This window comes from Pannonibacter sp. SL95 (assembly GCF_026672425.1).
Taxonomy (GTDB): domain Bacteria; phylum Pseudomonadota; class Alphaproteobacteria; order Rhizobiales; family Stappiaceae; genus Pannonibacter.
The window spans coordinates 854,006-878,236 of record NZ_JAPPRC010000006.1 but is presented as its reverse complement, the minus strand read 5'-3'; the positions used below and the strand labels follow the sequence as shown (position 1 = coordinate 878,236).

The 24,231-nt window shown below is 65.0% G+C and carries 20 protein-coding genes and 1 pseudogene; 6 read left to right on the top strand and 15 right to left on the bottom strand.

Annotated features, from left to right (window positions below):
• Positions 1–55 precede the first annotated feature (55 nt).
• Together OVA12_RS21090 and OVA12_RS21085 are read left to right on the top strand one after the other, a co-directional pair.
• On the top strand, positions 56–793 hold the full coding sequence (locus tag OVA12_RS21090) for a response regulator (RefSeq protein ID WP_268140609.1): 738 nt from the start codon (positions 56–58) through the stop codon (positions 791–793).
• A complete protein-coding gene (locus OVA12_RS21085; protein ID WP_268140608.1) occupies positions 790–2,241 on the top strand; it encodes an ATP-binding protein in 1,452 nt (483 codons plus the stop codon). Before OVA12_RS21090 ends, OVA12_RS21085 begins: the two co-directional genes overlap by 4 nt.
• Here OVA12_RS21085 and OVA12_RS21080 read toward each other — a convergent pair.
• The 3 genes from OVA12_RS21080 to OVA12_RS21070 all read right to left on the bottom strand — a co-directional run bounded on the left by OVA12_RS21080 (position 2,238) and on the right by OVA12_RS21070 (position 6,395).
• Complete coding sequence (locus OVA12_RS21080) at positions 2,238–2,636, bottom strand: (R)-mandelonitrile lyase (protein WP_268140607.1); 399 nt, start codon at positions 2,634–2,636, stop codon at positions 2,238–2,240. The genes OVA12_RS21085 and OVA12_RS21080 overlap by 4 nt on opposite strands.
• Positions 2,637–2,770: 134 nt before the next feature.
• Complete coding sequence (locus tag OVA12_RS21075) at positions 2,771–5,326, bottom strand: cation:proton antiporter (protein WP_268140606.1); 2,556 nt, start codon at positions 5,324–5,326, stop codon at positions 2,771–2,773.
• 145 nt (positions 5,327–5,471) lie between these two features.
• Positions 5,472–6,395 carry a DMT family transporter gene (locus tag OVA12_RS21070; protein WP_268140605.1) on the bottom strand — a complete coding sequence of 308 codons (924 nt, stop codon included), beginning with the start codon at positions 6,393–6,395 and terminating at the stop codon, positions 5,472–5,474.
• A gap of 275 nt (positions 6,396–6,670) precedes the next feature.
• On the opposite strand from OVA12_RS21070, the gene OVA12_RS21065 reads away from it, so the two are divergent.
• The 3 genes from OVA12_RS21065 to OVA12_RS21055 all read left to right on the top strand — a co-directional run bounded on the left by OVA12_RS21065 (position 6,671) and on the right by OVA12_RS21055 (position 10,587).
• On the top strand, positions 6,671–8,848 hold the full coding sequence (locus OVA12_RS21065) for a malate synthase G (RefSeq protein WP_268140604.1): 2,178 nt from the start codon (positions 6,671–6,673) through the stop codon (positions 8,846–8,848).
• A gap of 34 nt (positions 8,849–8,882) precedes the next feature.
• The gene (locus OVA12_RS21060; RefSeq protein WP_268140603.1) at positions 8,883–10,193 is read left to right on the top strand and encodes an adenylate/guanylate cyclase domain-containing protein; all 1,311 of its coding nucleotides are present in this window, start codon (positions 8,883–8,885) and stop codon (positions 10,191–10,193) included.
• 262 nt (positions 10,194–10,455) lie between these two features.
• Positions 10,456–10,587 carry a hypothetical protein gene (locus OVA12_RS21055; protein ID WP_268140602.1) on the top strand — a complete coding sequence of 44 codons (132 nt, stop codon included), beginning with the start codon at positions 10,456–10,458 and terminating at the stop codon, positions 10,585–10,587.
• 66 nt (positions 10,588–10,653) lie between these two features.
• Here the strand turns inward: OVA12_RS21055 and OVA12_RS21050 are convergent, their stop codons facing one another.
• From OVA12_RS21050 to OVA12_RS21000, 11 genes and pseudogenes are all read right to left on the bottom strand, one after another.
• A complete protein-coding gene (locus OVA12_RS21050) occupies positions 10,654–12,414 on the bottom strand; it encodes a SulP family inorganic anion transporter (RefSeq protein WP_268140601.1) in 1,761 nt (586 codons plus the stop codon).
• An 81-nt stretch (positions 12,415–12,495) separates the two neighbouring features.
• A pseudogene (locus tag OVA12_RS21045) lies at positions 12,496–12,760 on the bottom strand (helix-turn-helix domain-containing protein).
• Between the two features lie 233 nt (positions 12,761–12,993).
• A complete protein-coding gene (locus tag OVA12_RS21040) occupies positions 12,994–13,215 on the bottom strand; it encodes a hypothetical protein (RefSeq protein ID WP_268140600.1) in 222 nt (73 codons plus the stop codon).
• Between the two features lie 33 nt (positions 13,216–13,248).
• Positions 13,249–13,803: an SRPBCC family protein gene (locus tag OVA12_RS21035; protein WP_268140599.1), complete on the bottom strand. Its 555-nt coding sequence runs from the start codon at positions 13,801–13,803 to the stop codon at positions 13,249–13,251.
• A gap of 46 nt (positions 13,804–13,849) precedes the next feature.
• On the bottom strand, positions 13,850–14,659 hold the full coding sequence (locus tag OVA12_RS21030; RefSeq protein ID WP_268141461.1) for an XdhC family protein: 810 nt from the start codon (positions 14,657–14,659) through the stop codon (positions 13,850–13,852).
• A gap of 70 nt (positions 14,660–14,729) precedes the next feature.
• Positions 14,730–15,935 (bottom strand): vWA domain-containing protein, encoded by a 1,206-nt coding sequence (locus OVA12_RS21025; protein WP_268140598.1) that lies wholly within the window; start codon positions 15,933–15,935, stop codon positions 14,730–14,732.
• Between the two features lie 7 nt (positions 15,936–15,942).
• Positions 15,943–16,821: an AAA family ATPase gene (locus OVA12_RS21020; protein WP_268140597.1), complete on the bottom strand. Its 879-nt coding sequence runs from the start codon at positions 16,819–16,821 to the stop codon at positions 15,943–15,945.
• A 318-nt stretch (positions 16,822–17,139) separates the two neighbouring features.
• Positions 17,140–19,560 carry an aerobic carbon-monoxide dehydrogenase large subunit gene (locus OVA12_RS21015; RefSeq protein ID WP_268140596.1) on the bottom strand — a complete coding sequence of 807 codons (2,421 nt, stop codon included), beginning with the start codon at positions 19,558–19,560 and terminating at the stop codon, positions 17,140–17,142.
• On the bottom strand, positions 19,557–20,066 hold the full coding sequence (locus tag OVA12_RS21010) for a (2Fe-2S)-binding protein (protein WP_326493928.1): 510 nt from the start codon (positions 20,064–20,066) through the stop codon (positions 19,557–19,559). Before OVA12_RS21010 ends, OVA12_RS21015 begins: the two co-directional genes overlap by 4 nt.
• Before the next feature lie 11 nt (positions 20,067–20,077).
• Complete coding sequence (locus OVA12_RS21005) at positions 20,078–20,944, bottom strand: FAD binding domain-containing protein (RefSeq protein WP_268140595.1); 867 nt, start codon at positions 20,942–20,944, stop codon at positions 20,078–20,080.
• 157 nt (positions 20,945–21,101) lie between these two features.
• On the bottom strand, positions 21,102–22,514 hold the full coding sequence (locus tag OVA12_RS21000) for an MHYT domain-containing protein (RefSeq protein ID WP_268140594.1): 1,413 nt from the start codon (positions 22,512–22,514) through the stop codon (positions 21,102–21,104).
• 181 nt (positions 22,515–22,695) lie between these two features.
• Between OVA12_RS21000 and OVA12_RS20995 the strand changes: the two genes are divergently transcribed.
• On the top strand, positions 22,696–23,454 hold the full coding sequence (locus OVA12_RS20995) for an SDR family oxidoreductase (protein WP_268140593.1): 759 nt from the start codon (positions 22,696–22,698) through the stop codon (positions 23,452–23,454).
• On the opposite strand, the gene mnmD is transcribed toward OVA12_RS20995, so the two are convergent.
• On the bottom strand, positions 23,438–24,223 hold the full coding sequence (gene mnmD, locus OVA12_RS20990) for a tRNA (5-methylaminomethyl-2-thiouridine)(34)-methyltransferase MnmD (protein ID WP_268140592.1): 786 nt from the start codon (positions 24,221–24,223) through the stop codon (positions 23,438–23,440). The two genes, OVA12_RS20995 and mnmD, sit on opposite strands and share 17 nt — an antisense overlap.
• Between the last annotated feature and the right edge of the window lie 8 nt (positions 24,224–24,231).

The window sequence follows — 24,231 nt, the reverse complement described above, 5'->3', positions numbered from 1 at the left end:
AAATGGCGCTACCTAGAGCCTGGGCGCCCCTGAATGCGCCCCAAGGTCAGAAAGCATGAGTGAGCCGAGCCCCCATATCCTGGTCGTTGATGACCACAAGGACATCCGCGAGACACTGGCGCGCTATCTCGTCAAGAACGGCTTCCGCGCCACGGCCGCTGAGAGCGCCGCGCAGGCCCGCAAGGCCCTGAAGGCGGCCGTGATCGATCTGATTGTGCTCGACGTCATGATGCCGGGCGAGGACGGCCTCAGCCTGTGCCGGTCTCTGGTCGAGGGCGATGCGCCGCCAATCATCCTGCTCACCGCCATGGCCGAGGACACAGACAGGATCATCGGGCTGGAAATCGGTGCCGACGATTATGTCACCAAGCCGTTCAATCCGCGCGAGCTGCTGGCCCGGATCAAGGCCGTGCTGCGCCGGACCGCGAGTGTCCCGAAGGCCCGCGACGCCATCGAACAGGAACGGCTGTCCTTCGAGGGCTTCACGGTGGATGTGGTCCGGCGGGAACTGCGCGATGCGGCGGGCGAGCTGGTTGCCTTGTCGAGCGGTGAGTTCCAGTTGCTCTGCGCCTTCCTCAAGCGCCCCCGTCTCGTTCTTTCGCGTGACCAGCTGATGGACCTGACGACGGGCCGGGCCCCGGGCCTGTTCGACCGCGCCATCGACAACCAGATCAGCCGGCTCAGGCGCAAGATCGAACCGGACCCGAAGGAGCCGGTCTATATCAAGACGGTCTGGGGCGGCGGCTACATGTTCACGCCCGAGGTCAAGGCGCTGGGGGATGAGACGCCATGACAGGCCTGCGCCTGCCGCGCCTGCGGCTCTATCCCCGCAGCCTTGGCGGTCAGCTGATTGCCTTGCTGCTCATTGCACTTGTCGCCAGCCAGGGCTTTGCCATCTGGATGTTCGCCGGCGAGCGGCGGGTCGCCATCTATGAGGCGATCGGCGATGGCGTGATCCTGCGTGCCGCAACGCTTGTACCGTTGCTCGACAGCGCCGACGGACCAATGCGCGACCAGATCCTCAAGGCGACAAGCACGCCGGTCACCCGGTTCTGGGTCGCACCCGAGCCGGTCGTATCAACGGCCGGGCGCTCGGCGCCGGAGCGCCGGCTGGAGGATGCGCTGTCGGAAGAATTGGGACCAGGCAAGGACATTCGCGTTCAGCTGATCGGACGAGGCAAGGCACCGGCACAGCCGCACACGTCCGCTCATCAGGCAGGCGACGGGGACGACGGCAGCGAACGCAGCAAGCGCCTCGAACGCCAGCGCGAGCGGGAGGAAAAGCAGGCTGAACGCATCCGCCGCACGCTGCTGGCGATCAACTTCTCGGTGCCGCTGGCCGATGGCAACTGGCTCAATGTGACGACCAACCATCGCGCGCCGCCGAGCGCGGCGTTCCAGACGCTGCTGATGCAGATCGCGTTGATGGCAGCGGCCATCGTCCTGATCGTTGCCCTGACCATCCGGCAGGTGAGCCAGCCGCTGCGCGCGCTTGCAGCCGCAGCCGACCGGCTGGGACGCGGCGAGACGGTGCCGCCCCTGCCCGTGGCTGGCCCACGGGACGTACGTCAGACGACACAGGCCTTCAACGCCATGCAGGAGCGGCTGAGCAGGTTTGTCAGCGACCGGACGCGCATGCTGGCTGCCATCAGCCACGACTTGCGCACCCCCATCACCTCCTTGCGCATCCGTGCAGAGTTCATCGAGGACGACGAGGACCGCGAGAAGTTCATAGCGACGCTCGACGAAATGGCCGCGATGACCGAAGCGACACTGGCCTTCGCCCGGGACGAGGCGGTGAAGGAAAGCCAGGAGACCGTCGACTTTCCTGCCCTTCTGGTTGCGCTGACCGATGACCAGATCGACATGGGACGCGATGTGCGGCTGATCGCGACGTCACCGCTCCGGCTCACTTGCCGGCCGCTTGCGTTGAAACGGGCCATCCGGAACCTGATCGAGAATGCGGTGCGCTATGGCACCGTTGCCCGCGTCAGCCAGAGCGTCGAGGACGGACAGCTGCGCCTGATCATCGATGATGACGGGCCGGGCATCCCGCAGGACCGGATGTCAGACGTGTTCGAGCCCTTCGTCCGGCTTGAAACCTCCCGTTCCAGCGAAACCGGCGGCATCGGCCTTGGCCTTGCCATCGCCCGCTCGATCATCCACGCCCATGGCGGCACGATCACCCTGGAAAACCGTGCCGAAGGTGGCCTCAGGGCGATCGTCCTGCTGCCGGTCTAGATCGCCGTGTAATCCGTCTCGCTGACCGGCTCCAGCCAGTGGGCCGTCACGCCGCCTTCTGCCTCCTGGATCGCAAGATGCGTCATGGCAGAATGCGGCGCGGCACCGTGCCAGTGTTCGGTCTCGGGCGGGAAGAAGACGGTGTCGCCGGGATGAAGTTCGACCACCGGCTCACCGCGCAGCTGCGCCCGGCAGATGCCGGACAGGACATGGATCGTCTGGCCATGCGGATGGGTGTGCCAGTTCGTGCGGGCGCCGGGTTCAAAATGCACGAACAGCGCTGCAGCGCGGGCGGAGCCTTCCGGCTCGGCGACGACATCCTGCCAGACGGTGCCGGTAAAATAATCGGGATTTGCCCGTCGCGTCGGGCGGCTGCCGGCCTTGTGAATGCGCATGGGTCGTCCTCTTCGCTGATGGGAGGCCATGGGACGGCAACTGGCTGCAAAGTTCAAGCGTCAGGCTGCATTCTGCCAGTGCCGGGCAGCCAGTTGGCCAACAGTTCGCGGTGGCATACCCACCCCCATGCGGATCACGCGGGAGAGGTGGTCTCGCCTGGCGCTCCCTGCGCATCCTGCGCAGCCTTTTCCGCCAGAGCTGCAGCTTCTGCGGCGTTCATGCCGAGACGGGTCTGGGCGAGATGCTCCACATGGGCCTTCAATTCCGGTGAGGTCCGGATAAGGTTGCGGAAGTCTGCCGCCGAGAGAACCAGCAAGGTGCAGTAGCCGATGGCCACCACATCGGCGCTGCGCGGCTGACCGGTCAAAAGCGCCATCTCGCCTGCGACATCGCCGCGGCCCATGCGATGGACGCCGAAGGCCGTGCGCACTTCGGCTGCACCCGAGGAGATGAAATAGGCAGCGTCACCCTTTTCGCCCTTGCGGATGATGTGCTCACCCGGAAGCACGAACTGTGGCTGCAGCAAGCGTGCGATGGTTTCACGCTGCTGGTCCGGGAGCGACGCAAACAGCGGATTGGACGCAATGAGATCACGCGTCTTCAGACCCAGATCGATATGCGGCCGCTGCCGGGTCTCGCCCATGTGGACAGCCAGCTCCCGCTGCAGGTCGTTGTAGAGTTCCGAGGCGATCAGCCGCTGGGCGTAGGCTTCAGCATAGGCCGTCTCTTCCATGCGCTCGCCCGTGCGGCGCAGGAACTCCAGCTCCAGTGCATCCGCGTAATCGGGATACTGCAGCCGAAGGGCCTCGAGCTGCTGCAGGACGTCGTCCTTTCGCCCGTCGAGCACCTCGTGCAGGATGGTGGAAACACGGTCGCCGACCATCGGGCGAATGCGCTTGACGTTGAACAGGATCAGCTCGTTGAGGACGATGCGCGTCAGGAGCAGCCGCTCGAACCGGTCTGCGACGACGCGGCCGAGGAAGGCATCGGTCCGCAGCCAGCGGAAGATCGACTGGGCAGCGCGGAAACTGGTGTCGAAGGCAACAAGCCGGCGGGCAGCGCGGTTGTAGCCCGCGCGACCCTTGGTGCGTGCAAGATCGGCAATCGCACCGACAATGGCCAGATGTGCGGAAATCGTCCGGTTCGATACCGTGTTTTCGCGGAAGTGATGCAGAACCAGAACCCGTTCCCGGTCCGCCAGCGCGATCAGCCCGAGCTGCACCCGTTCCTTGTCCATGATGTCTTCGGAGAAGGCATTGGCTTCCGTGGCGGTGGCGGAACGGGCCGCATAGCCGTCGCTGACCTTGCGGGCGACCTCAGGCGAGATCGCATAGGCAGACGCCATCTGGTCGACCCCGTCGCGCACATCCGACAGGACCAGGGCCTGGAACTGGTTGCGCAGTGCTTCATCCAGCGGCGACAGCTTGTTGAGCTTCAGGATCTTGATCAGCGGCTTCAGGGTCGTGCCGTAGACCAGAAGCGTGAACAGCACGAAACCGGTCGCCTGCACGGCAATGAAGTGCTGCACGTCGTCCGGAATGTTGCGGTGCTCGGTGACCGACAGGGCCAGCGTCAGCGTCACAGCGCCGCGCATGCCGCCCCACAGGATCACGGTCTTGTACTTGTTGCTGACCCCTTCGCCGACGCGCACGGCACTGAGAAGCGGCAACAAGCCAAAGATCACCACCGCGCGTCCGACAAAGGCCGCCAGGATCAGAACCACGAGAAGCAGCGCATCCAGCAGCCGGAAGCCGTCGAGCATTTCCGGGATCAGGATGGAGGCGATCACGAAGATGAGGGACGCTGCCCAGAAGGCGATCTGTTCCCAGACATCGTGCAAATAGGACCAGGCGTCCGGGGTCACGCGGGCTGGACCGTACAGGTTAAAGACAATGCCGGTGGACACGACCGCAACGACGGCGGAAACACCCACCACCTGCTCGCTGAGGACATAGACCAGGTACGGCAGCGCCACCGAGAACGTCACCTGCGCCAGCTTGTGGTCGCGCATCATCGGAAGGAACGCGATGGCGATGCGGCCAACCACGAGGCCGAACGCCACGCCGCCGACAAACGAGCGGAAGAACGTCATGATGGCGGTGGACATCTCCGGGGCCTGGGCACCGGTCAGCATGCCGAACAGGATGACGAACAGCACGATGGCCGCAGCGTCATTCAGCAGGCTTTCGCCTTCGACCAGCCGTCCGAGCCGCGCCGGCGCGCCGATATCACGGAAGATGGAGACGACAGCGACAGGATCCGTCGTGGCAACAATCGCGCCAAGCAGCAGGCAGGCGACCAGGGAGACACCGGCGAGCGGATAGAGTGCCAGCCCGATGAAGGCCGTGGCGACCAGAACCGCAACCACGGCCAGGACAAGGATCGGGCCGATATCCTCGAAGATGCGCCGCATCTCCAGTGTCAATGTGGTCTGGAACAGCAGCAGCGGCAGGAAGACGTAAAGGATCGTCTCGGAATCGATGGGCGGGTTGACGAAGACCTGCGCCAGAGCGTTCAGGGCATCCGTCCGCGGCGTATACAGAAGATAGGCCGCAAGCGCGCCGATGAGCGCGCCAACGGCGGCCAGCAACACGCTTGGCGCAAGGTCGAGCCGCCGCGCCAGCGGCTGCAGCAGCGAAATGACGATCAGCAGGACCGCAAAGGCGGCGATGACGACCGGTGTGTGCATGACGCCGACCTTCTGATGCCTGAGGAAATGCCTCCGGCGCGTGCCACAAGGCGCTGACGGAGAACAGTACCTCAGAGCGGAATACGGAAAACAGACCTGAGCCTTGGCCCGTTTCTAGCGTCTAATGCTGTTCCCGGACAAGGAGTTACTGAAACTGATCCGCGCTCTTTCGTTCGGACAGCCAGATGCCGCCAAGAACCAGCACCAGCGCCACCGCGTGATGCCAGCGGAACGGCTCCCCGAGCAGCACAACGGCAAGGATCGCCGAGAAGATCGGCACCAGATTGATAAAGACCCCGGCACGTCCCGGCCCGATCAGTTCGACGCCCCGCATGAAGTAGATCTGCGCAAGCAGCGATGGGAACAGCGAGATGAACAGCACGATGGCCCAACCGGTGAGGCCGGGCCAGATCGCCGCGCCCGCAGCCATTTCGTAGATGACGGCCGGAACGGAGGCGATGGCGGAAATGATCGACAGCAGTGTGAAGAAGACAAGGCCTGACAGCTTCGGCCGGTTGCGCAGCGCCAGCGTATAGCCCGCATAGAACAGGCTGGCGATCAGCATGATGCCGTCGCCCGGATTGATCTCCAGCTTGGCCAGATTGGCGAAATCACCCTGGGCCGCCACCAGCGCGACACCGACGATCGTCACCAGAATGCCGGCCAGCTGCAACAGCTTCACCTTTGCCCGGAACACCAGAACCGTGCCGGCCAGCACCAGCGCAGGCATGGAGCCCTGGATGATGCCGAGGTTGATCGCGGAGGTGTAATAGGCGGCGATGTAGAACAGGATGTTGAAGCCGACGAAGCCGAACAGGGACATGGCAATCATGGCAGGAAGGTGCGGCCGGGCCAGAGGCCACTCCTCGACCAGCCGGCCGCGCATCAGCATGCCCATCAGCGCCGCCACGATGATCCAGCGCAGGAACACGATCACCATGGGCGAGACTTCACCGATGGCCAGCCGTCCGGCGATGGTGTTGCCGCCCCAGAACAGCATGGCCAATGTCAGCAGAAGAACCGGGCTGGTGTTGAGACGAGCACCGAGGCTGCGGGCAGCTTCGATCATCTGGGAAATCCTTTGTGGCGGGGAGAGCGCCGCAGACATGTGCGCAGCGCAACGCGTTGGCCGCCACCAGTGACCGGAAAATGCGATGCTGGCAAGCCGCGACTGTCCTGCCATCTCCTTTGGCGATGGATCGGCTGCGATTGTTTCCCTGGTGGAAAAGGTCATGTGGACTGCCATGTGATTGACGAAATGACCGGGGCTGACAAGAGTGATTGCCAATCAGACGGATCGTCCCCCTGCCCGGCAGGATCGCGGACAACGCAATGGAGAGCGGCATGACAGAACGGGTCGAGGCGCATGGCCTCAAGATCGCACGCGAACTGCATGACTTCGTCAATGACCGGGTGCTGCCCGGAACGGGCGTTTCGTCCGATGCGTTCTGGGGCGGGTTTGCGGCGATCCTGACCGATCTTGCGCCGGAAAACCGGGCGCTGCTGGCCAAGCGCGATGCGTTGCAGGCGCAGATCGACGCCTGGCACAGGGCCAATCCGGGCGCACCGGACATGACCGCCTACAAGGCTTTCCTGACGGACATCGGGTACCTCGTGCCGGAGGGTGACCGCTTCTCCGTCGGCACGGCCAATGTCGACCCGGAAATTGCCTCTGTCGCCGGGCCGCAGCTCGTGGTGCCGGTGATGAATGCCCGCTACGCGCTCAACGCTGCCAACGCCCGCTGGGGCTCGCTCTATGATGCGCTCTACGGCACGGATGCGATGGGCTCCCTGCCTGCAGGCGGCGGCTATGATGCGGCACGCGGCGCCGAGGTCATCGCCCACGCACGCAAGGTACTCGATGACGCGGCTCCCCTCGCGGCCGGATCCTGGCGCACCGTGACGGGCCTGAAGCTCTCCGCAGGCATGCTGAGCGTGACGAATGACGCGGGCGAGACAGGACTTGCCGATCCGGTGCAGCTCAAGGGCTACACCGGGGCGCCGGACGCGCCCGCCTCGGTGCTGCTGGTGCGCAATGGCCTGCATCTCGACATCCGGATCGACCGAGCTCATCCGATCGGCGCCACGGACCCTGCCGGCATTGCCGACGTGGTTCTGGAATCAGCCCTGTCCACGATCATGGACTGCGAAGACTCCGTTGCTGCCGTCGACGCCGAGGACAAGGTTGTCGTCTATGGCAACTGGCTCGGCCTGATGAAGGGCGACCTTACCGACACGTTCGAGAAGGGTGGCAAGAGCGTCACACGACGTCTCAACGGTGACCGCAGCTACACCGGAACTGACGGCAACATGATCTCCCTGCATGGCCGCTCGCTGATGCTGGTGCGCAACGTCGGCCACCTGATGACTATTGACGCGGTTCTGGATGCCGAGGGCAACGAGGTGCCGGAGGGCATTCTCGACGGCATGGTGACGGCTGCCATCGCGCTGCATGACATCGGTGCCAATGGCCGCCGGGCCAATTCCCGCGCGGGCTCGGTCTATATCGTCAAGCCGAAGATGCACGGGCCGGAGGAAGTGTCTTTCGCCGACCGCCTGTTCGCCCGCATCGAGGATGTGCTGGGCATGGCCCGCAACACGCTGAAGATGGGCATCATGGACGAGGAGCGCCGGACCACGGTGAACCTTGCCGAATGCATCCGGGCGGCCAAGGACCGGGTGTTCTTCATCAACACCGGCTTCCTCGACCGCACCGGCGACGAGATGCACACCTCGATGGAAGCCGGGCCGATGATCCGCAAGGGTGACATGAAGGCTGCCACCTGGATCGCCGCCTATGAGGCCAACAACGTGGATGTGGGTCTGGCTTGCGGCCTGCCTGGTCATGCGCAGATTGGCAAGGGCATGTGGGCGATGCCGGATCTGATGAAGGCGATGATCGAGCAGAAGATCGCCCATCCGATGGCCGGCGCCAACACAGCCTGGGTCCCCTCCCCGACGGCCGCGACGCTGCACGCGCTGCATTATCACAAGGTCAGCGTGAAGGCCCGCCAGGGCGAGCTCGCCAGCCGGGCGAAGGCAAAGCTGGAAGACATCCTGTCGATCCCGGTGGCCACCCGTCCGAACTGGTCGGCAGAGGACATCCAGGCGGAGCTGGACAACAATGCGCAAGGCATCCTCGGCTATGTGGTGCGCTGGGTGGATCAGGGCGTCGGCTGCTCCAAGGTGCCAGACATTCACAATGTCGGTCTGATGGAAGACCGGGCGACCCTGCGCATCTCCTCGCAACACATCGCCAACTGGCTGCGCCACGGCGTCTGCAGCGAGGCCCAGGTGATGGAAACGATGAAGCGCATGGCCGCCGTGGTGGACGCCCAGAACGCCGGCGACCCGGTGTACCAGCCGATGGCCGCCGATTTCGACGGCTCCATCGCCTTCAGGGCCGCCTGCGACCTGGTGTTTGAAGGCACCCGCCAGCCGAACGGCTACACCGAACCCGTGCTCCATGCCCGCCGGCGCGAAGGCAAGGCACGCAAGGCCAGCGGGGTCGCTGCTCACTGACCGGCCGACGTGCCCGTTGACAGGAAGGTCCATAGTGCAATCGCCCGAGACGCCCAAGGTTGCTGAACGCGTCTATCCGCCGATGGTCCGGCTGCTGGCCCGGTCATCCGGCGGCCGGGATCGTGTGCCGGGCAAGCAGGACTGGCGCGACATCGAGCGTTGGCTGCTGGAAGACGGCGGGCAGGTTCCGACATTGCATGCCCTGTTCGAGGCATTCTGCTGGCATCTCGTTGCTGCGGATGTTCCCTTGCACAGGGCGAGCCTGCATGTCGGGACCCTGCATCCCCAGTTGCTGGGCTTTGCCTGGAACTGGAGCGAAGGCGACGGGTTCTGCGACGAGGTTCAGGTCAGCGAGGAGGCCTTGCAGGACCCGGCGTTCCTGCGCAGTCCCCTGGCAGTCGTCTTCCGGACCGGCGAGGAACTCGTGCTTGATCCGCGCGATGACGCGACCGTTGCCCAATACGGCATCATGGCCGACCTGCGCCAGGCCGGCTTTACCCAGTATGTCGCAATTCCCCTGGGAGCTGGCGACTATCACAATGTCGCAACCGTCGCCACGCGGCACCCGGACGGGTTCTCGCCCGAGCAGCATGAGATTCTGCGCTCGCTGCTACGCCTGCTCGCCTTGCATGTCGAGCGTCACATTGCTGTGCGGATCTCGCAGAATGTGGTCGCAACCTATCTCGGCGCTGATGCCGGCAAGGCGGTACTCGACGGCGTCATCAAGCGCGGCAAGGGCAGCCGCATCGAAGCGGTCATCTGGGTCTCGGACCTTCGCGGCTTCACCGATCTGTCCGACCGGCTGGCCCCAGACGACATGCTGCTGATCCTCAACGCGTATTTTTCGGCGTTGGTCGAGGCCATCACGCAACATGGCGGCGATGTCCTGAAGTTTGTCGGCGATGGCCTGTTGGCGGTCTTCCCGCTCGAGCGCACCTACGACCAAGCAAATGCCGCCACCGCAGCCCTTGCAGCGGCGCTGGACGCGGAGATCGCCGTCACCGAACTGGGCTTGAACCCGCCCGATGAGGTGTCCGATATCGTGGGCTGGGCGCCGCTCCAATCGGGCATTGGCCTGCATGTCGGAGACGTCTTCTTCGGCAATGTCGGTGCTGCCAACCGGCTGGACTTCACGGTCATCGGATCAGCGGTCAACACGGCCAGTCGGGTCGAAGGCCTTACCAAGCCGTTGGCACAGCCCATCATCATGACGGCGCCGGTCGCCAATTCAGTTGCCGTTGCAGCGATGGCGACGGTCGCGGTCGAAAGCCTGGGCCGCCACAACCTGCGCGGACTGCCCGAACCGATGGATCTGTTCGCGCCGATCAGACCGCGCGACGCCTGAATCACAAGCAATCGCACATCACTGATGGGCTGGACCGAAGGGTCCGGCCCTTTTCGCATGAACCTGAGCCGGCAATGCACGTTGCACATTTATTCCGCAACCGACGGTCGAATGTCGTGAAACCGACATATTGGTCTAGTTATCTATACATTCGGAGCAAAACGCACATGGTACGCCTTGAAATGTGCACTCAATGCACATACCTTAGCGGAAAGAAGAACGCGTAAGCGCCCCATACCACCAGACGCAGGAGAACAAGACCATGAACGTCTACACTGCCCGTGCCCTGATCATCGATCATCGGCAGGACTACAACCGCGACCGGCTGCCCTGGCTGCCGTCGAGCCTCTATCGCCTCTTCGCCGAAGCGGTGAAGGCCAATCGCAAAGCCTGACGCATCCCAAGCGGACAGCATGAAAGCCCCGGTCATTCCGGGGCTTTTGCTTTGTCCCTCTTGGCCTTAACTGGTGCGAGCCTCATCAAGCGCAATACGGGCGGCGCGGACAGCCGTGTCCAGATCAGGCTGGAAGTGCACTTCGCCATCCTTCAGGCCATGGGTCGCCAGCGCGCCGCGAATGGCAGGGCTCGCTCCGACAAGATAGAGCGCCACGTTGCGTCCGGATGCCTTGCGCACAACGCCGATCATCGTCAGGGCTGCGGTAGAATCGATCAGGGCCACGCCGGAGAAATCCAGCACCAGCGCCCTGTGCTGATCGGCAATCCGTTCCAGCACGGCCCCGACGGTTGCGGCCGAACCGAAGAAGAACGCACCGGACAGCCGGTAGACGACCAGATCGGGATCGCTGGCAAGGCCCGGCTCGAAAGGCCGCTCGCCGCGCAGATAGGTCAGGCCGCTGTCATCCCCCTGCATCCTGTCGGCAATGTCCTCGCCGACAAACGGCTTGTGCTGCTCGACCTGCACCAGCTTGGCCATGCGGTCGATGAAGATGGCCGCGCCGAGCGCCACACCGACGAGGATCGCCTCCGTCAGATCACGGAACAGCGTCAGGAAGAACGTGGCGGCAAAGACCAGAGTGTCCGCGCGAGAGTTACGGAGAATGGTGCCAATGGCATGCCGCTCCAGCATGTTCCAGGCCACCACCGCCAGCACACCGGCGAGCGCTGCAAGCGGGATGTATCCGGCGAGCGGGGCAGCGATGAGAAGGAACAGCAGCAGGAACACGGAGTGCAGCATGCCGGCGACTGGTGATGTTGCCCCGGCGCGGACATTCGTGGCTGTGCGGGCAATGGTGCCGGTCACGCAGATCCCGCCGAACAGCGCCGAGCCGATGTTGGCAATGCCCTGTGCCACTAGTTCGCAGTTCGACCGGTGACGCCGTCCGGTCATCCCGTCAGCGACCACAGCCGAAAGCAGCGACTCGATCGCCCCCAGCAGGGCGAAACTGATTGCCTCCGGCAGGACGGCCAGCATCTTCGCAGCCGAAACGTCTGGCAGTACGGGAGCCGGCAGGCCGGCCGGGATGCCACCGAACCGCGAGGCAATTGTGTCCACCGGCAAGTCGAGGCCGGCCGTGAGACCGGCAGCAAGCACAACTGCAATCAACAGACCTGGCCAATGCGGCCTGTAGCGGCGCAGGAGCAGGATGAGACCAATCGTGCCGGCTGACAGCGCCAGGGTGACACCGTTGAGAGTTGGCAGCGCCGCAGCAAGGGCCGGCAGTTTCTCCGCCAGAGGCCCTGGCTCCGGTCCGCTCAGGGTCAGACCAAACAGGTCCTTGAACTGACTGGACAGGATGATGACGCCAATGCCTGCGGTGAAGCCGACCGTCACCGGATGCGGGATATACTTGATGTAGGTGCCAAGCCGGAAGGCACCGATCAGGGCGAGAAACACGCCAGACATCAGCGTGGCGAGGATCAGGCCCTCCATGCCGTGGCGTGCAATGCAGGCGGCGACGAGCACGATAAACGCGCCCGCCGGGCCACCAATCTGATAGCGGCTGCCGCCCAGCGCCGACACGAGGAAGCCGCCCATGATGGCGGTTGTCAGACCTGCGCCGGGCGAGGCCCCGGAGGCGATTGCAATCGCCATCGACAGCGGCAAGGCGACGATGGCAACCGTCAGGCCGGCGATGGCATCGGCCTTGAAACGGGCCACGCCGTAGCCTTCCCGGATGGCGGTGACGAGTTTGGGCGTGAAGAGTTCGGCTGTCGTCGGCTCGCCCGACGGCCGCGTTTGGGAGGCCGATACACTCGACATTGTATCCTCACGGCCCACGGCTCAGGCTGGATGGGATTGACCGCAGGCCGGGGCTGCAGCGGTCAATCCGCAGCAACCTGCTTAGCTGCCTGCCGGGGGGCGGTCACGCAGGCGTACCCCGCGTCCGCCGGACAGGCTCGCTGCATTCTCGCCGATGAGTTCGATCCCGGCACCTTCAAGTGCCTCGACAACGCGGGTCAGTGTCTCGATGACGCCGCGTACCGTGCCATTGCTGGCTTCCATGCGCTGGATCCGTGGGAACAGAGACACCTGCCATCTCGGCCAGGGTCTTCTGATCAATACCGAGCAAAGCCCGGGCGGCCTTGAGCTGAGTTGAGGTGAGCATGTCGTACCATCGCCCAATGTGATGCTTTAAACATCACTATTGAGCGAAAGCATATGATAAGTGCGCCTAAAGCTGCAAGTGCCAAGGTTCCACTGGAAGATCACGTTTAGCTGAGGCATCGCTGAACGGTCACGCTTCAGTGTTGCCTCAGCTTGCCGGTCGCACCTGGATTCCTGGAGTCGGATCAACCGCTTGTCAGGCCAAGGTGCAGCATTGAATCCGGTGCTTCATCTTCATCCGGCAGACGAACAGAGCACCGTCAGCCCATGCCAGCTCTCCACGGAGGGCAGAAGACAGCATGCATGCACCGCCCCGACGGCCAGTAGCAGCATGGCACCCGTACCAAGGGCCAGGCGGATCGACGGATCGGCCATCGCCTCTTTCCAGGTCTCTGTTGATGCAGTGCTGACGGAATGCCCTGCCAGCGCAAAGGCAGTGTTGGTCATGCTTGCCATGGGTCAGTCCTCCTCCAGATCACGGTTCCCAAATCAGACGTCAGCTTCGGCGGCTGGTTCGTCTTTCTTCTTGCCGAACAGGCCACCGAACCAGCCCTTCTTCTCGCCCTCGGCCGGCTCCGCAGCCGCCTCGGCATCCGGTGCCGGCGGAGCGACGATGTCGCCGAAGCTCTTGAAGAACTCGCCCGCCAGACGCTTGGCGGTGGAATCGATCAGGCGCGCGCCAAGCTGGGCGAGCTTGCCGCCGACATTGGCGTCGACCTCGTAATGCAGGATGGTGGCGTCCGGTCCGTCTTCCTCGAGCCAGACCTTGGCCCCGCCCCGGGCGAAGCCGGCCACGCCGCCGGAACCTTCGCCGTCGATGCGGTAGCCCTTCGGCGGATCCAGCTCGCTCAAGGTTACCTTGCCGCCGAAGGTCGCCTTTACCGGCCCGACCTTCAGCGTCACCTTGGCTTCCAGCTCGGTGTCAGAATGCTTGATCAGCTCCTCGCAGCCGGGGATAGCGGCCTTGAGCACGTCCGGATCGTTCAGAGCCTCCCACACCTTCTGACGCGGGGCTTCAATTCGTTGACTGTCGGCCATCTGCATGACGTGAATTTCCCTCTTCTGGATCCTGCAGGAGCGGTATTGCTGGTCAGGTTGCCGCTTCGTCTTGGGCGGTGCCTCTCTGGCCCCGCCGGCGCAGCAGCGTGATTTCCGCAAGGACGGACAAGGCGATCTCTTCCGGAGTGATGGCCCCAAGGTCAAGCCCGGCCGGCGCTTTCAGGCGGGCGATCTGGTTCAATCCGATACCATCTTCCTGCAGCTTGCGCGTCAGCGCCTCCGCCTTGCGCCGGCTGCCAACAAAGGCAACGTGTTCGGCCTCGACGGCGAGCGCTGCCTTCAGTGCTGCCAGATCACCACGTCCCTGCGTCGAGACGACGAGATAGCGACTGCCGGGCGCCTCCACGGGCAGCGCAAAGCCCTCGATCCGCTCGTCGGCCTGTCGGAACGCCAGCTGATCCTCCGGTGCGGCACAGACCGTGAGGTCATAGCCCATACGCCCGGCCAGATCGGCAAGAGCCAACGCCACCGGACTTGCGCCCAGCACGACCAGACGCGGGCGCGGCAAGACCGGTTCAACAAAGACATCCATCGAGCCCTGGCTCGGGCACATGTTGCGGGCATAGCGTACGCCCTGATGCTCATCCCCTGCTGCCACACCTTGTTCGGCCAGGAGATCCTCGGGCTGCACCGAGATGAGCCGCGTCTTGCCATCGGCCAGCGCCTCGCGCGCGGCCTTCAGCACGGCGCCGCGGGCGCAGCCGCCGCCGATCCAGCCGGCCAGCATCGTGCCATCGGGCGCGATCACCGCCTTCGCCCCGGCCTTGGCCGCCGTGACAGACACGGTGCGAACCACGGTGGCAAGCGCGTAAGGCGTGCCCTCGCGGCGCAGGCGGTCCATGACGGAGTTGACGTCGCTGGCGTCCCAGTGTGGTGGTTGTGGGGTGGTCGATGGGGTCATGTTTTGATCCTCACACCTTGGCCAGATAGGGTTCGAGCGCCGCCAGGCTTTTAAGGTTGTGGGCGGGCGCGAACAGGTCGACATGGGGCAGCGCGGCTGCCATGCCGGCGGCAACCGGCGCATAGCCGTCGCTGCCGATGAGCGGATTGAGCCAGACGATGCGGCGGCAGCGGCGTGCGAGCCGGGCCATTTCCGCGCCGATGTCCTCGGCCGGGCCAGTGTCATAGCCATCGGAGAGGATGATGACGCAGCTGCGCGAGGTCAGCACCCGGGCCGCGTGCCAGCGGTTGAAGTCAGCGAGCGCCGCGCCGATGCGCGTGCCGCCACCGACGCCCTGGGCCATCAGCCCGAGCCGGTCCAGCGCCCGCGCCGCATCCCGCTCCTTCAGCGCAGAGGACACATGCACCAGCCGCGTGTGGACCAGGAAGGCATCGGCCAGCCGGAAGGCATCCAGCAGACCATGCACGAAGCGCACGAAAACGCCTGTGTAGTTGTTCATCGAGCCCGAGGCATCCAGCAGCACGACGAGGCGCAGCTGGCGCAGCTTCGGTCCCTTGTGCACCAGATCCAGCGGCAGGCCACCGCGGGCCACCGACTTGCGCAAGGTGCGGCGCAGGTCGAGGCGCGGGCCCTGGCTGCGGATGCGGTCGCGGCGGGTGAGACGGCGGCGCATCACCAGCGCCAGCCGTTCGGCGAGCCGATGCGCCTCGGCCTCCAGCTCCGGATCGCGGATCTTGCGGAAGTCGGTCTCGGCAAGGTTCTCCGCCCGGCTTGCGCCCTCGCGGGTGCCTGCCGGATCTTCCTCGCCGGCCTCGGGAGCTTCTGCCTCGCGGCTGACGTCCAGCGCGGGCGACGAGCGGCGCGCGGCCTGTTCGTCCTGCATCTGCTTCAGTGTGCGGGCACCGCCGCTCTCCCCTGCAGAGCCCGCGAGCGCCACCGCCTTCTTCATGCCCTTGCGCAGGAAGTGCGCATCAAACAGCGCATCGAAGGCGACCCAGTCCGAGCGCCGGCCGCAGAACAGGGCCTTCAAGGCCGGGCGCAACGTCGCCGCGCGCTGGCCGGCGGCACCCGTAACCAGCCGGCCTGCATCCGCCGCCTCGCTCGGGCCGATGCGGAAGCCCTTGTCGCGCAGCAGCGCGACGAAGGCAGCCAGCGTCAGGCGCAGGGCAGGACCCGGTTCAAACTCGGCGGTCTGGGAGGCAGCGGTTTGGCTCATGTCCTCCTCACGCAACCTTGCCGATGAGGCGGTCCGTCACCTCGCGGGTGATGCGGGACCGGTCCTCGCGGGTCTTCAGGACGCAGGCGAGCGTATCGAAGACCAGCTCCCGGTCCCGGGCGAGATGGGTGCCGCCCAGCCCCGTCAGCGCGGCCGCCCAATCGATGGTCTCGGCGACGCCCGGCACCTTGGCGAGATCCTCCTTGCGCAGCCGGCTCATCAGCTCGGCGATCTGCAGGGCGAAGGCCGTGTCGATGCTGGGAACCCGGGCGCGCAGGATCTCAGCCTCACGCCCGACGTCCGGGTAGTCGACATAATGGTAGAGGCAGCGGCGGCGCAGGGCATCGGAGAGTTCGCGCGTGCCGTTCGAGGTGAGCACAACGCGGGGAATGCTGGCGGCCGGAATGGTGCCAAGCTCCGGGATCGAGACCTGATAGTCCGACAGGACTTCCAGCAGGAACGCCTCGAACTCTTCGTCGGCCCGGTCGACCTCGTCGATCAGCAAAACCACCGGACGCGGACTGCGGATGGCAGCCAGCAGCGGCCGCTGCAGCAGGTATTTTTCCGAGAAGATGGCACTCTCGAGGGCGTCCGGATCGCCCTGCCCCTCATGCGCTTTGATGGCGAGAAGCTGGCGCTGATAGTTCCATTCGTAAAGCGCATCGGAGCGGTCGAGCCCTTCGAAGCACTGCAGCCGGATCAGGTCTGTGCCCTCGCTGGCTGCCAGCGCCTTGGCGACCTCCGTCTTGCCGACCCCGGCCTCGCCCTCCAGCAGCAGTGGCCGCGCCAGCACCTCCATCAGCAGCACGGCCGTCAGCAATCCCTCGTCGGCGATGTAGCCGGCGCTGGCAAAGGCCTTGGCGATGCTGTCCTTGGTTCGGGTCATGGATCAGTCCGGTCCTGGTGTGGGGTGAAGCGAGTGGAGACGGCCATGGCTCCGGCACTCGAACGCCGGTTGAGGTCGTCACCGATCTCACCTGCGTCATCCCGGCCAAGCGCAGCGCCGAGCCGGGACCGGAGAGCCGAAGTCCAAACGGTTCGACGTCTCCCGATCGAGCGCCGCGGCCCTCCGGTCCCGGATCTTCGCTTCGCTGCGTCCGGGATGACGCCGGATGGTCTACCCGCGCCAGTTCCCCTCTTTGTGAGCAGGGTGTTGGCCATGCCCCGGACGGAGCGCAAGCGCTCCGCCCGGCCACAGGCAGTGTCAGGCCGTCGCGCCGAGCTCCTTTGCCACCTTCCAGAGGCGCCAGCTGTCATGCGGCATCTGGATGTGGGTGGAGCCGAGGAAGGCGAAGGCGTCGTTGACCGCGTTGGAGAAGGCCGGCACGCCGCCGACATTCGGGCTTTCGCCCACGCCCTTGGCCCCGATCGGGTGATGCGGGCTGGGGGTCACGGTAAAGTCCGTTTCCCAGTGCGGCGTCTCGACGGCGGTCGGCAGGAAGAAGTCCATGAAGGACGCCCCCATGACGTTGCCGGCCTCGTCGTAGCGGATCTCCTGCCCCATCGCGATGGCGAAGGCCTCTGTCAGGCCGCCGTGCACCTGGCCTTCGATGATCATCGGGTTGATGCGGGTGCCGCAGTCATCGAGCGCGTAGAAGCGCCGGGTCTTTGCAACGCCCGTGTCGACATCGATGTCCATCACGCAGAAATAGGCTCCGAACGGATAGGTCATGTTGGGCGGATCATAATAGCTGACCGCTTCCAGGCCCGGTTCCATGCCCGGGGGCGGCAGATGATAGGCGGCCCAGGCGATCTCGGTCATGGACTTGCGCGCCTGCGGGTTGCCCTTCACTTGGAACCCATCGACATCCCACTCCAGATCGTACTCGGAGACCTCGAGCATGTGGGCCGCGATCATCTGCGCCTTGGCGCGGATCTTGCGGGCCGCCAGCGCGATGGCAGCACCGGCGACCGGTGTGGAGCGCGAGCCATAGGTGCCAAGGCCATAGGGTGCCGTGTCGGTGTTGCCTTCTTCCACCATGATGTTCTCGGCCGGGATGCCGATCTCGGTGGCGATGATCTGGGCCCAGGTGGTCTCGTGTCCCTGGCCCTGGCTCTTGGTGCCCATGCGCGAGATCACCGATCCGGTCGGATGGACGCGGATCTCGGCGCTGTCGAACATGGCAACGCCCAGGATGTCGCAGTTCTTGGACGGGCCGGCGCCGACGATCTCGGTGAAGAACGAGATGCCGATGCCCATGATCTCGCGGGTCTCGCCGCGCCTGAACGCTTCCTGTTTCTGCTTCTGCTCTTCGCGCAGTGCGCGATAGTTCAGCGTGTCCATCGCCTTCTGCATGGCGAGGTGATAGTCGCCGCTGTCATATTCCCAGCCCAGCGCAGACTGGTAGGGGAACTGGTCGCGGCGGATGAAGTTCTTCATCCGGAGGTCCGCCGGGTCCATCCCGAGCTTCTGCGCCAGGATGTCCATCGCCCGCTCGATGCAGTAGGCAGCTTCCGTAACGCGGAAGGAACAGCGGTAGGCAACGCCGCCGGGCGCCTTGTTGGTGTAGACGCCGTCGACCGAGAGATGGGCGACCGGGAAGTCATAGGAGCCGGTGACGATGTTGAAGAAGCCGGCCGGCCACTTGGACGGATCGGCGCAGGCATCGAAGCCGCCGTGGTCAGCCAGCACGTGCACGCGCAGGCCGGTCACCGTGCCATCCTTGCGGGCGGCAATCTCGGTGGTCATGTGGTAGTCGCGGGCAAAGGACGTGGTGGAGAGGTTCTCCATCCGGTCCTCGACCCATTTCACCGGACGGCCGGTGACGATGGAGGCGACGATGGCGCAGATGTAGCCGGGATAGGCCCCGACCTTGTTGCCGAAGCCGCCGCCGATGTCTGGCGCGATGACGTGGATCTTGTGCTCCGGGATCGTCGAGAGCAGCGAGGCCACGGTGCGGATGACATGCGGCGCCTGGAAGGTGCCGTAGAGCGTCAGCTCGCCCTTCACCTTGTCCATCGCCGCGACGCACTGGCAGGTCTCCAGCGGCGAGGGATGGGTGCGGTGATAGGAGATCAGCTCCTTGATGGTGACATCGGCCTCGCGGAAGGCCTTGTCGGTCAGGTCCTTGTCGCCGACATCCCAGGTGAAGATGTGGTTGTGGTGCTTGCGCGGGCCGTGCGCACCGCTGGTCTTGCCGACCAGATCCTCGCGCAGCACCGGGGCATCCGGGTCCATCGACTTGAACGGGTCGACCAGAACCGGCAGTTCCTCATATTCCACATCGACAAGCTGGATCGCGTCGTCGGCGAGATAGCGGTCCTCGGCCAGCACGAAGGCAACTTCCTGGTTCTGGTACAGCACCTTGCCGTCGGCCAGCACCATCTGCACGTCACCGGCGAGCGTCGGCATCCAGGCGAGGTTGACGCCCTTGAGGTCTTCCGCCGTCAGCACCGCGATCACGCCCGGCAGGGCCAGGGCCCGCGAGGCATCAATCTTCTTCACCCGCGCATGCGGATAGGGTGAGCGGACGAAGTCGCCGAACAGCATGCCGGGCATCTTGATGTCGTCGACATACTGGCCCTTGCCCTGCGTGAAGCGGATGTCCTCGACGCGCTTGCGCTTGCAGCCCATGCCTTCAAGGCGGGCCTCGCGCTGCTCCTTGGTCAGCGTCATGTCGTTCATTCTGCTGCCTCCTGGAAGTCACGCCCGGCCAGCTTGGCGGCGGCGTACTGGATCGCCTTGACGATGTTCTGGTAGCCGGTGCAGCGGCACAGGTTACCGGCAATGCCGGCGCGGATTTCCGCTTCGGTCGGGTTCGGATTTTCCTTCAAGAGCACATGCGCGCGCAGGATCATGCCGGGCGTGCAATAGCCGCACTGCAGGCCATGCATCTGGCGGAAGCCTTCCTGCAATGCCGACAGGGTGCCATCGGCAGCGGCCATGCCTTCGATGGTGGTGATCTCCGCCCCGTTCGCCTGGACGGCAAACATGGTGCAGGACTTCACCGACATGCCGTTCATCTCGATGGTGCAGGCGCCGCAGTGGGATGTCTCGCAGCCGATATGCGGTCCGGTCAGGGACAGTTCCTCGCGCAGGAAGTGGATCAGCAGCGTGCGCGGCTCGACGAAGCGCTGCACCTTCTTGCCATTGACCGTGAGGGTCAGGGGATGCTGTTCGATTTCGCTCATCTTTGTCTCCCTCAGGCCGCTGCGCGGTCATAGGCGCGGGCCAATGCCCGGCGCAGCATCACGCCGGCCATGCGCGTGCGGTATTCCGCCGGCCCACGGCCGTCGGAGGCGGGATTGGTGATTGCTTCGGCTGCAGCAACGGCACGGGTGACCACATTGGCTTCCATGGACGATCCGGTCAGGATGCGGCCCGCCTCCTCGGCAAACAGCGGCGTGTCGGCAACATTGGTGAGGCCAATGGCGCAGGAGGTGATCTGATGTCCGCTGCGGGTCAGCATCACGGCAGCCGCCGCCGTGGCGTAGTCGCCGACCTTGCGCTTCAGCTTCTCGTAGGCGTAGCCGTGCCCGGCAGCCGGCACCGGAATGCGGATCGCGGCCACGATCTCGTCAGGGCTCAGCGCCGTGAAATAGGCCGCCTCGTAGAACTCACGCGCCGCCACATGACGTTCGCCCGACGGGCCGACGAGCACGTAGCTGGCATTCAGGCACTGCATCAGCGCCGGCATGTCGTTGCCCGGATCGCCGTTGGCGACATTGCCGCCGATGGTGCCGACATAACGGATCTGCGGATCGGCAATCACCAGCGAGGTCTCGCGCAGGATCGGCAACTTGCTCGCAAGAAGCTCGGATCCGATCACTTCGTGCTGCGTCGTGGTGGCGCCGATGACGATATGGCCTGCGTCATCGCGAATGCCCTTCAGCTCGGCGACCCCGCCGAGGTCGACAAGATGCTCGGGCGCTGCCATGCGCAGCTTCATCATGGGGATCAGGCTGTGGCCGCCGGCCAGCGGCCGGGCTTCCTCGCCGTGGCTGGCAAGAAGGGCCACCGCCTCCTGTACGGTCGATGGTCTGTGATAGGTGAACTGTCCTGGGATCACGGCTTCCTCCCTCACCGGTGCGGTCAGCTCGGGAATGCCGGGCCAAACCGCTTGCTCCAGATCCGGAGGCTGGCGGTGTGTGCGGTGCACGCACAACGGGAGCTGCACCATTCGCGCTGCCTCTGCACGAAATGCGGCGCGAGTTGCACGAAATGCGTCAGCAGGGTTGCCGCATCTGGCGCATGGAGATGCGCTGTCCCGGCGGCGGCGCTTCCGAAGCGTCACCCGACCTTTCGATTGTCAGAGAGAGTGCGGTGTACTCGGCCGCGTTGACCGCCTCACCGGCAACGCGCGACTTGAGTCTTGGCCATTTGGACCGGCTGACCGGCGCGCTGTGGCCGTGACTTCCTTCCAGCAGCACCATTCCGCTGTCCCCGGCCCGCCGCAACGCGCGGACCCGGCCGAGATTGACGATGTGCGAGCGATGCACGCGCGTGAAATGGCGCCCGTCGAGCAGGCGTTCGACTTCGGTGATCGACAGGGGACAGAAATAGGCGCGCTGCAGATCGAACACCCGGGTGTAATGGGCATCTGCCTGCACGGCGACAATCTCGCCCACGGCCAGACGCGCCTTGCCGCCATCGCGCTCGATGGGCAGGGACAGGCCGCCCACGGCGAGTTGAGACCGCAGGCGCGCTTCGTCCGGCGCGCTCTGCAGGCCAAGCGCCGCGCGCCGCAACGGTTCGGCAAGACCGTCGCGCGTGGGTGCCGGCACCGGCGAGAGCGCTGCCAGAGAGGCAACGCTGGTCATTTGCGCTGCCTCGTCGTCCTCTCCCGGATGTGCGGTTTCATTGGCGGCAGTCGCAGGACCTGGCTGCGCGGCCGGCGTTGGTGCTGACAGCGGCAGCGGCGGCTCCGCCTCCTCGGTTTCCGGCACAAGGGTCAGCAGAAAGAGGCCGGAAACGAGAAAGGCGACGACCGAGACGATGATTGCAAGAATGCCGGGCGATACAGCCGGCGCGCCCGTACCGCCGCCGTCCATCGGCATCAGCGACATGCCGGCCATGGCAATGTAGTGCATCGCGGCGATGGCAAGTGCGAGCGCAAGCGCCGACACCAGCACGGGTGGACGTCGAACCGTGCCGAAGGCAAGCCAGAGCGCCAGGCCGGATACGCAAAAGGCCACCAGAAAACTGGCGCCCACAAATCGCGGATCATGGGTCATGTGCGACGAGGCATGCAGTGCCAGCATGCCGAGGTAATGCATGGTGGCAATGCCCGCGCCCATGACAAAGGCCGAGATGAGCAATCGCAACCGCGTAAGACCGCCCCTTCGCCGTGCTGCCGTGAACACCGCCAGCCCGACGACCAGGACGCAGATCAGAAACGACAGCAACGTCGGCAGCACGAGGAAATCAACCGCCACCGGCAGCTGTGCCGCCAGCATGCCGACGAAATGCATGGACCAGATGCCGAGGGCGAGGGTCAATGCGGAGCCCGCCAGCAGCATGCGCCGGCGTGCATCGCGCGCGTCACGCACGCGGATGGCCATGCTCAATCCGACAAAGCTGCCCTGGAAGGCAACCAGAACGGACAAGGCAACGAGCCAGGGCTCATGGGTGAGTCCCATCCTCGCGTCTCCCTCCTGCCGGCACCGCGATGAACGCAGCCTCCTCCCCGGCACTGCCGTAAGGATAAGGAAAGTCTGTGAAATGTCCACAGCCCGCCAGCCATTGCATGGGCGGGACGAGGTCTCTAACCTATTTTCTCCGCGCCATTCCAACGCCACCACAACACCGGGTCCAGCGAACATGTCCTTGTCGGAAAAGACTATTCTCGTCACGGGTGCCAGCGCCGGCATTGGCCGGGCTACTGCGATTGCCTTCCTTGAGGCCGGGGCACAGGTTGTCCTGACAGGGCGCCGGCTGGACGCCCTCGATGAGACGCTGGCCCTCTCCGGCGCGCCAGCCGCGCGGGCGCTTTGTCTTGCCGGCGATGTCAGCGACGAGGCCTTCGTCGATGGACTGTTTGCCGCTCTGGAGGCGCGGTTTGGCCGGCTTGATGTGGTCTTCAACAACGCGGGCATCAGCCTTCTCTCGCGCACAATCGACGAGATCAGTCCGCAGGAGTTCCGGACTGTGATCGACGTGAACGTGAACGGTGCCTTTTTGATTGCCCGTGCCGCCTTCGCGCTGATGCGGCGGCAGTCGCCGCAGGGCGGGCGCATCATCAACAATGGCTCGATTTCCGCGCATGTGCCGCGTCCGGGCTCAGTTGCCTACACCACGTCGAAACACGCCATTACCGGCCTCACCCGCAGCCTGTCGCTCGACGGCCGCCGCTTCAACATCGCCTGCGGCCAGATCGACATCGGCAACGCTGCCTCGGACATGACGGATGCGATGAGCAAAGGCGTGCCGCAGGCCAACGGAACGGTTGCCGCCGAGCCCGTCATGGACGTCCAGCACGTGGCCAGCTCCGTGCTGCACATGGCCAGCCTGCCGCTTCAGGCAAACGTGCAGTTCATGACCGTGATGGCCACCGCGATGCCCTTTATCGGCCGGGGGTAACCTCGCCTCTCCATCCCACCGACATCTGACGCTTTCCCGCAAAACCCTTGCGCTTCTCGACGGTGAAGCCGGCCTGCGCCAGGGCGCGGCGAACCCAGCCGGCGGAGGTGTAGGTTGCGAAGCTGCCGTCCTTGGCTGTTGCTGCATAAACCGCCTGCATCAGACCCGGCTGCCAGAGCTCCGGGTTGCGTGATGGGGCAAAGCCGTCGAGGAACCAGGCATCCACGGGAAGACAGGATCTTAAGGCAATGGGAGCCTGCTCGTTCACCAGCTTGGGGACAAGCCGGTTGGCATCTCCAAGACCAAGCCAGAGTGTCACGCCCGGCATTTCCATCCGGTGCCAGCCCGCAGCAGCACCCTCCCCGATGCGGGCAGCTGCCAGCTGCTGCCGCAGACTGCCGGCAAGCAGGCCCAGCTCCGGAAAGGCGGCATGGGCCCTCTCGAGCTGGGCGATCGACAGCGGGAAGGCCTCGACCGTGATGTAGGTCAGGTGCGGCGGCGCCCGCTCGTCGCGCAGCAGTGCCAGAGTGGCAAGCAGGTTCAGTCCGGTGCCGAAGCCGAGTTCCCCGATCACGAACCGGTCCCTGCACTGCCAGCGCGATGGCAGTCCGTTGCCGGCGTGAAAGACATGAGCGGTTTCGGCAAGGCCACCGGCGCGCGAAAAGTAGGTGTCGCCAAATCGCGGCGCGCGGGGCACGCCATCGTCCAGCCATTCAAGCTCTGGCGCGGCAACCTGTTGCGGCAATTTCCCTTGTTCGTCCTGAGCCATGCGATAGA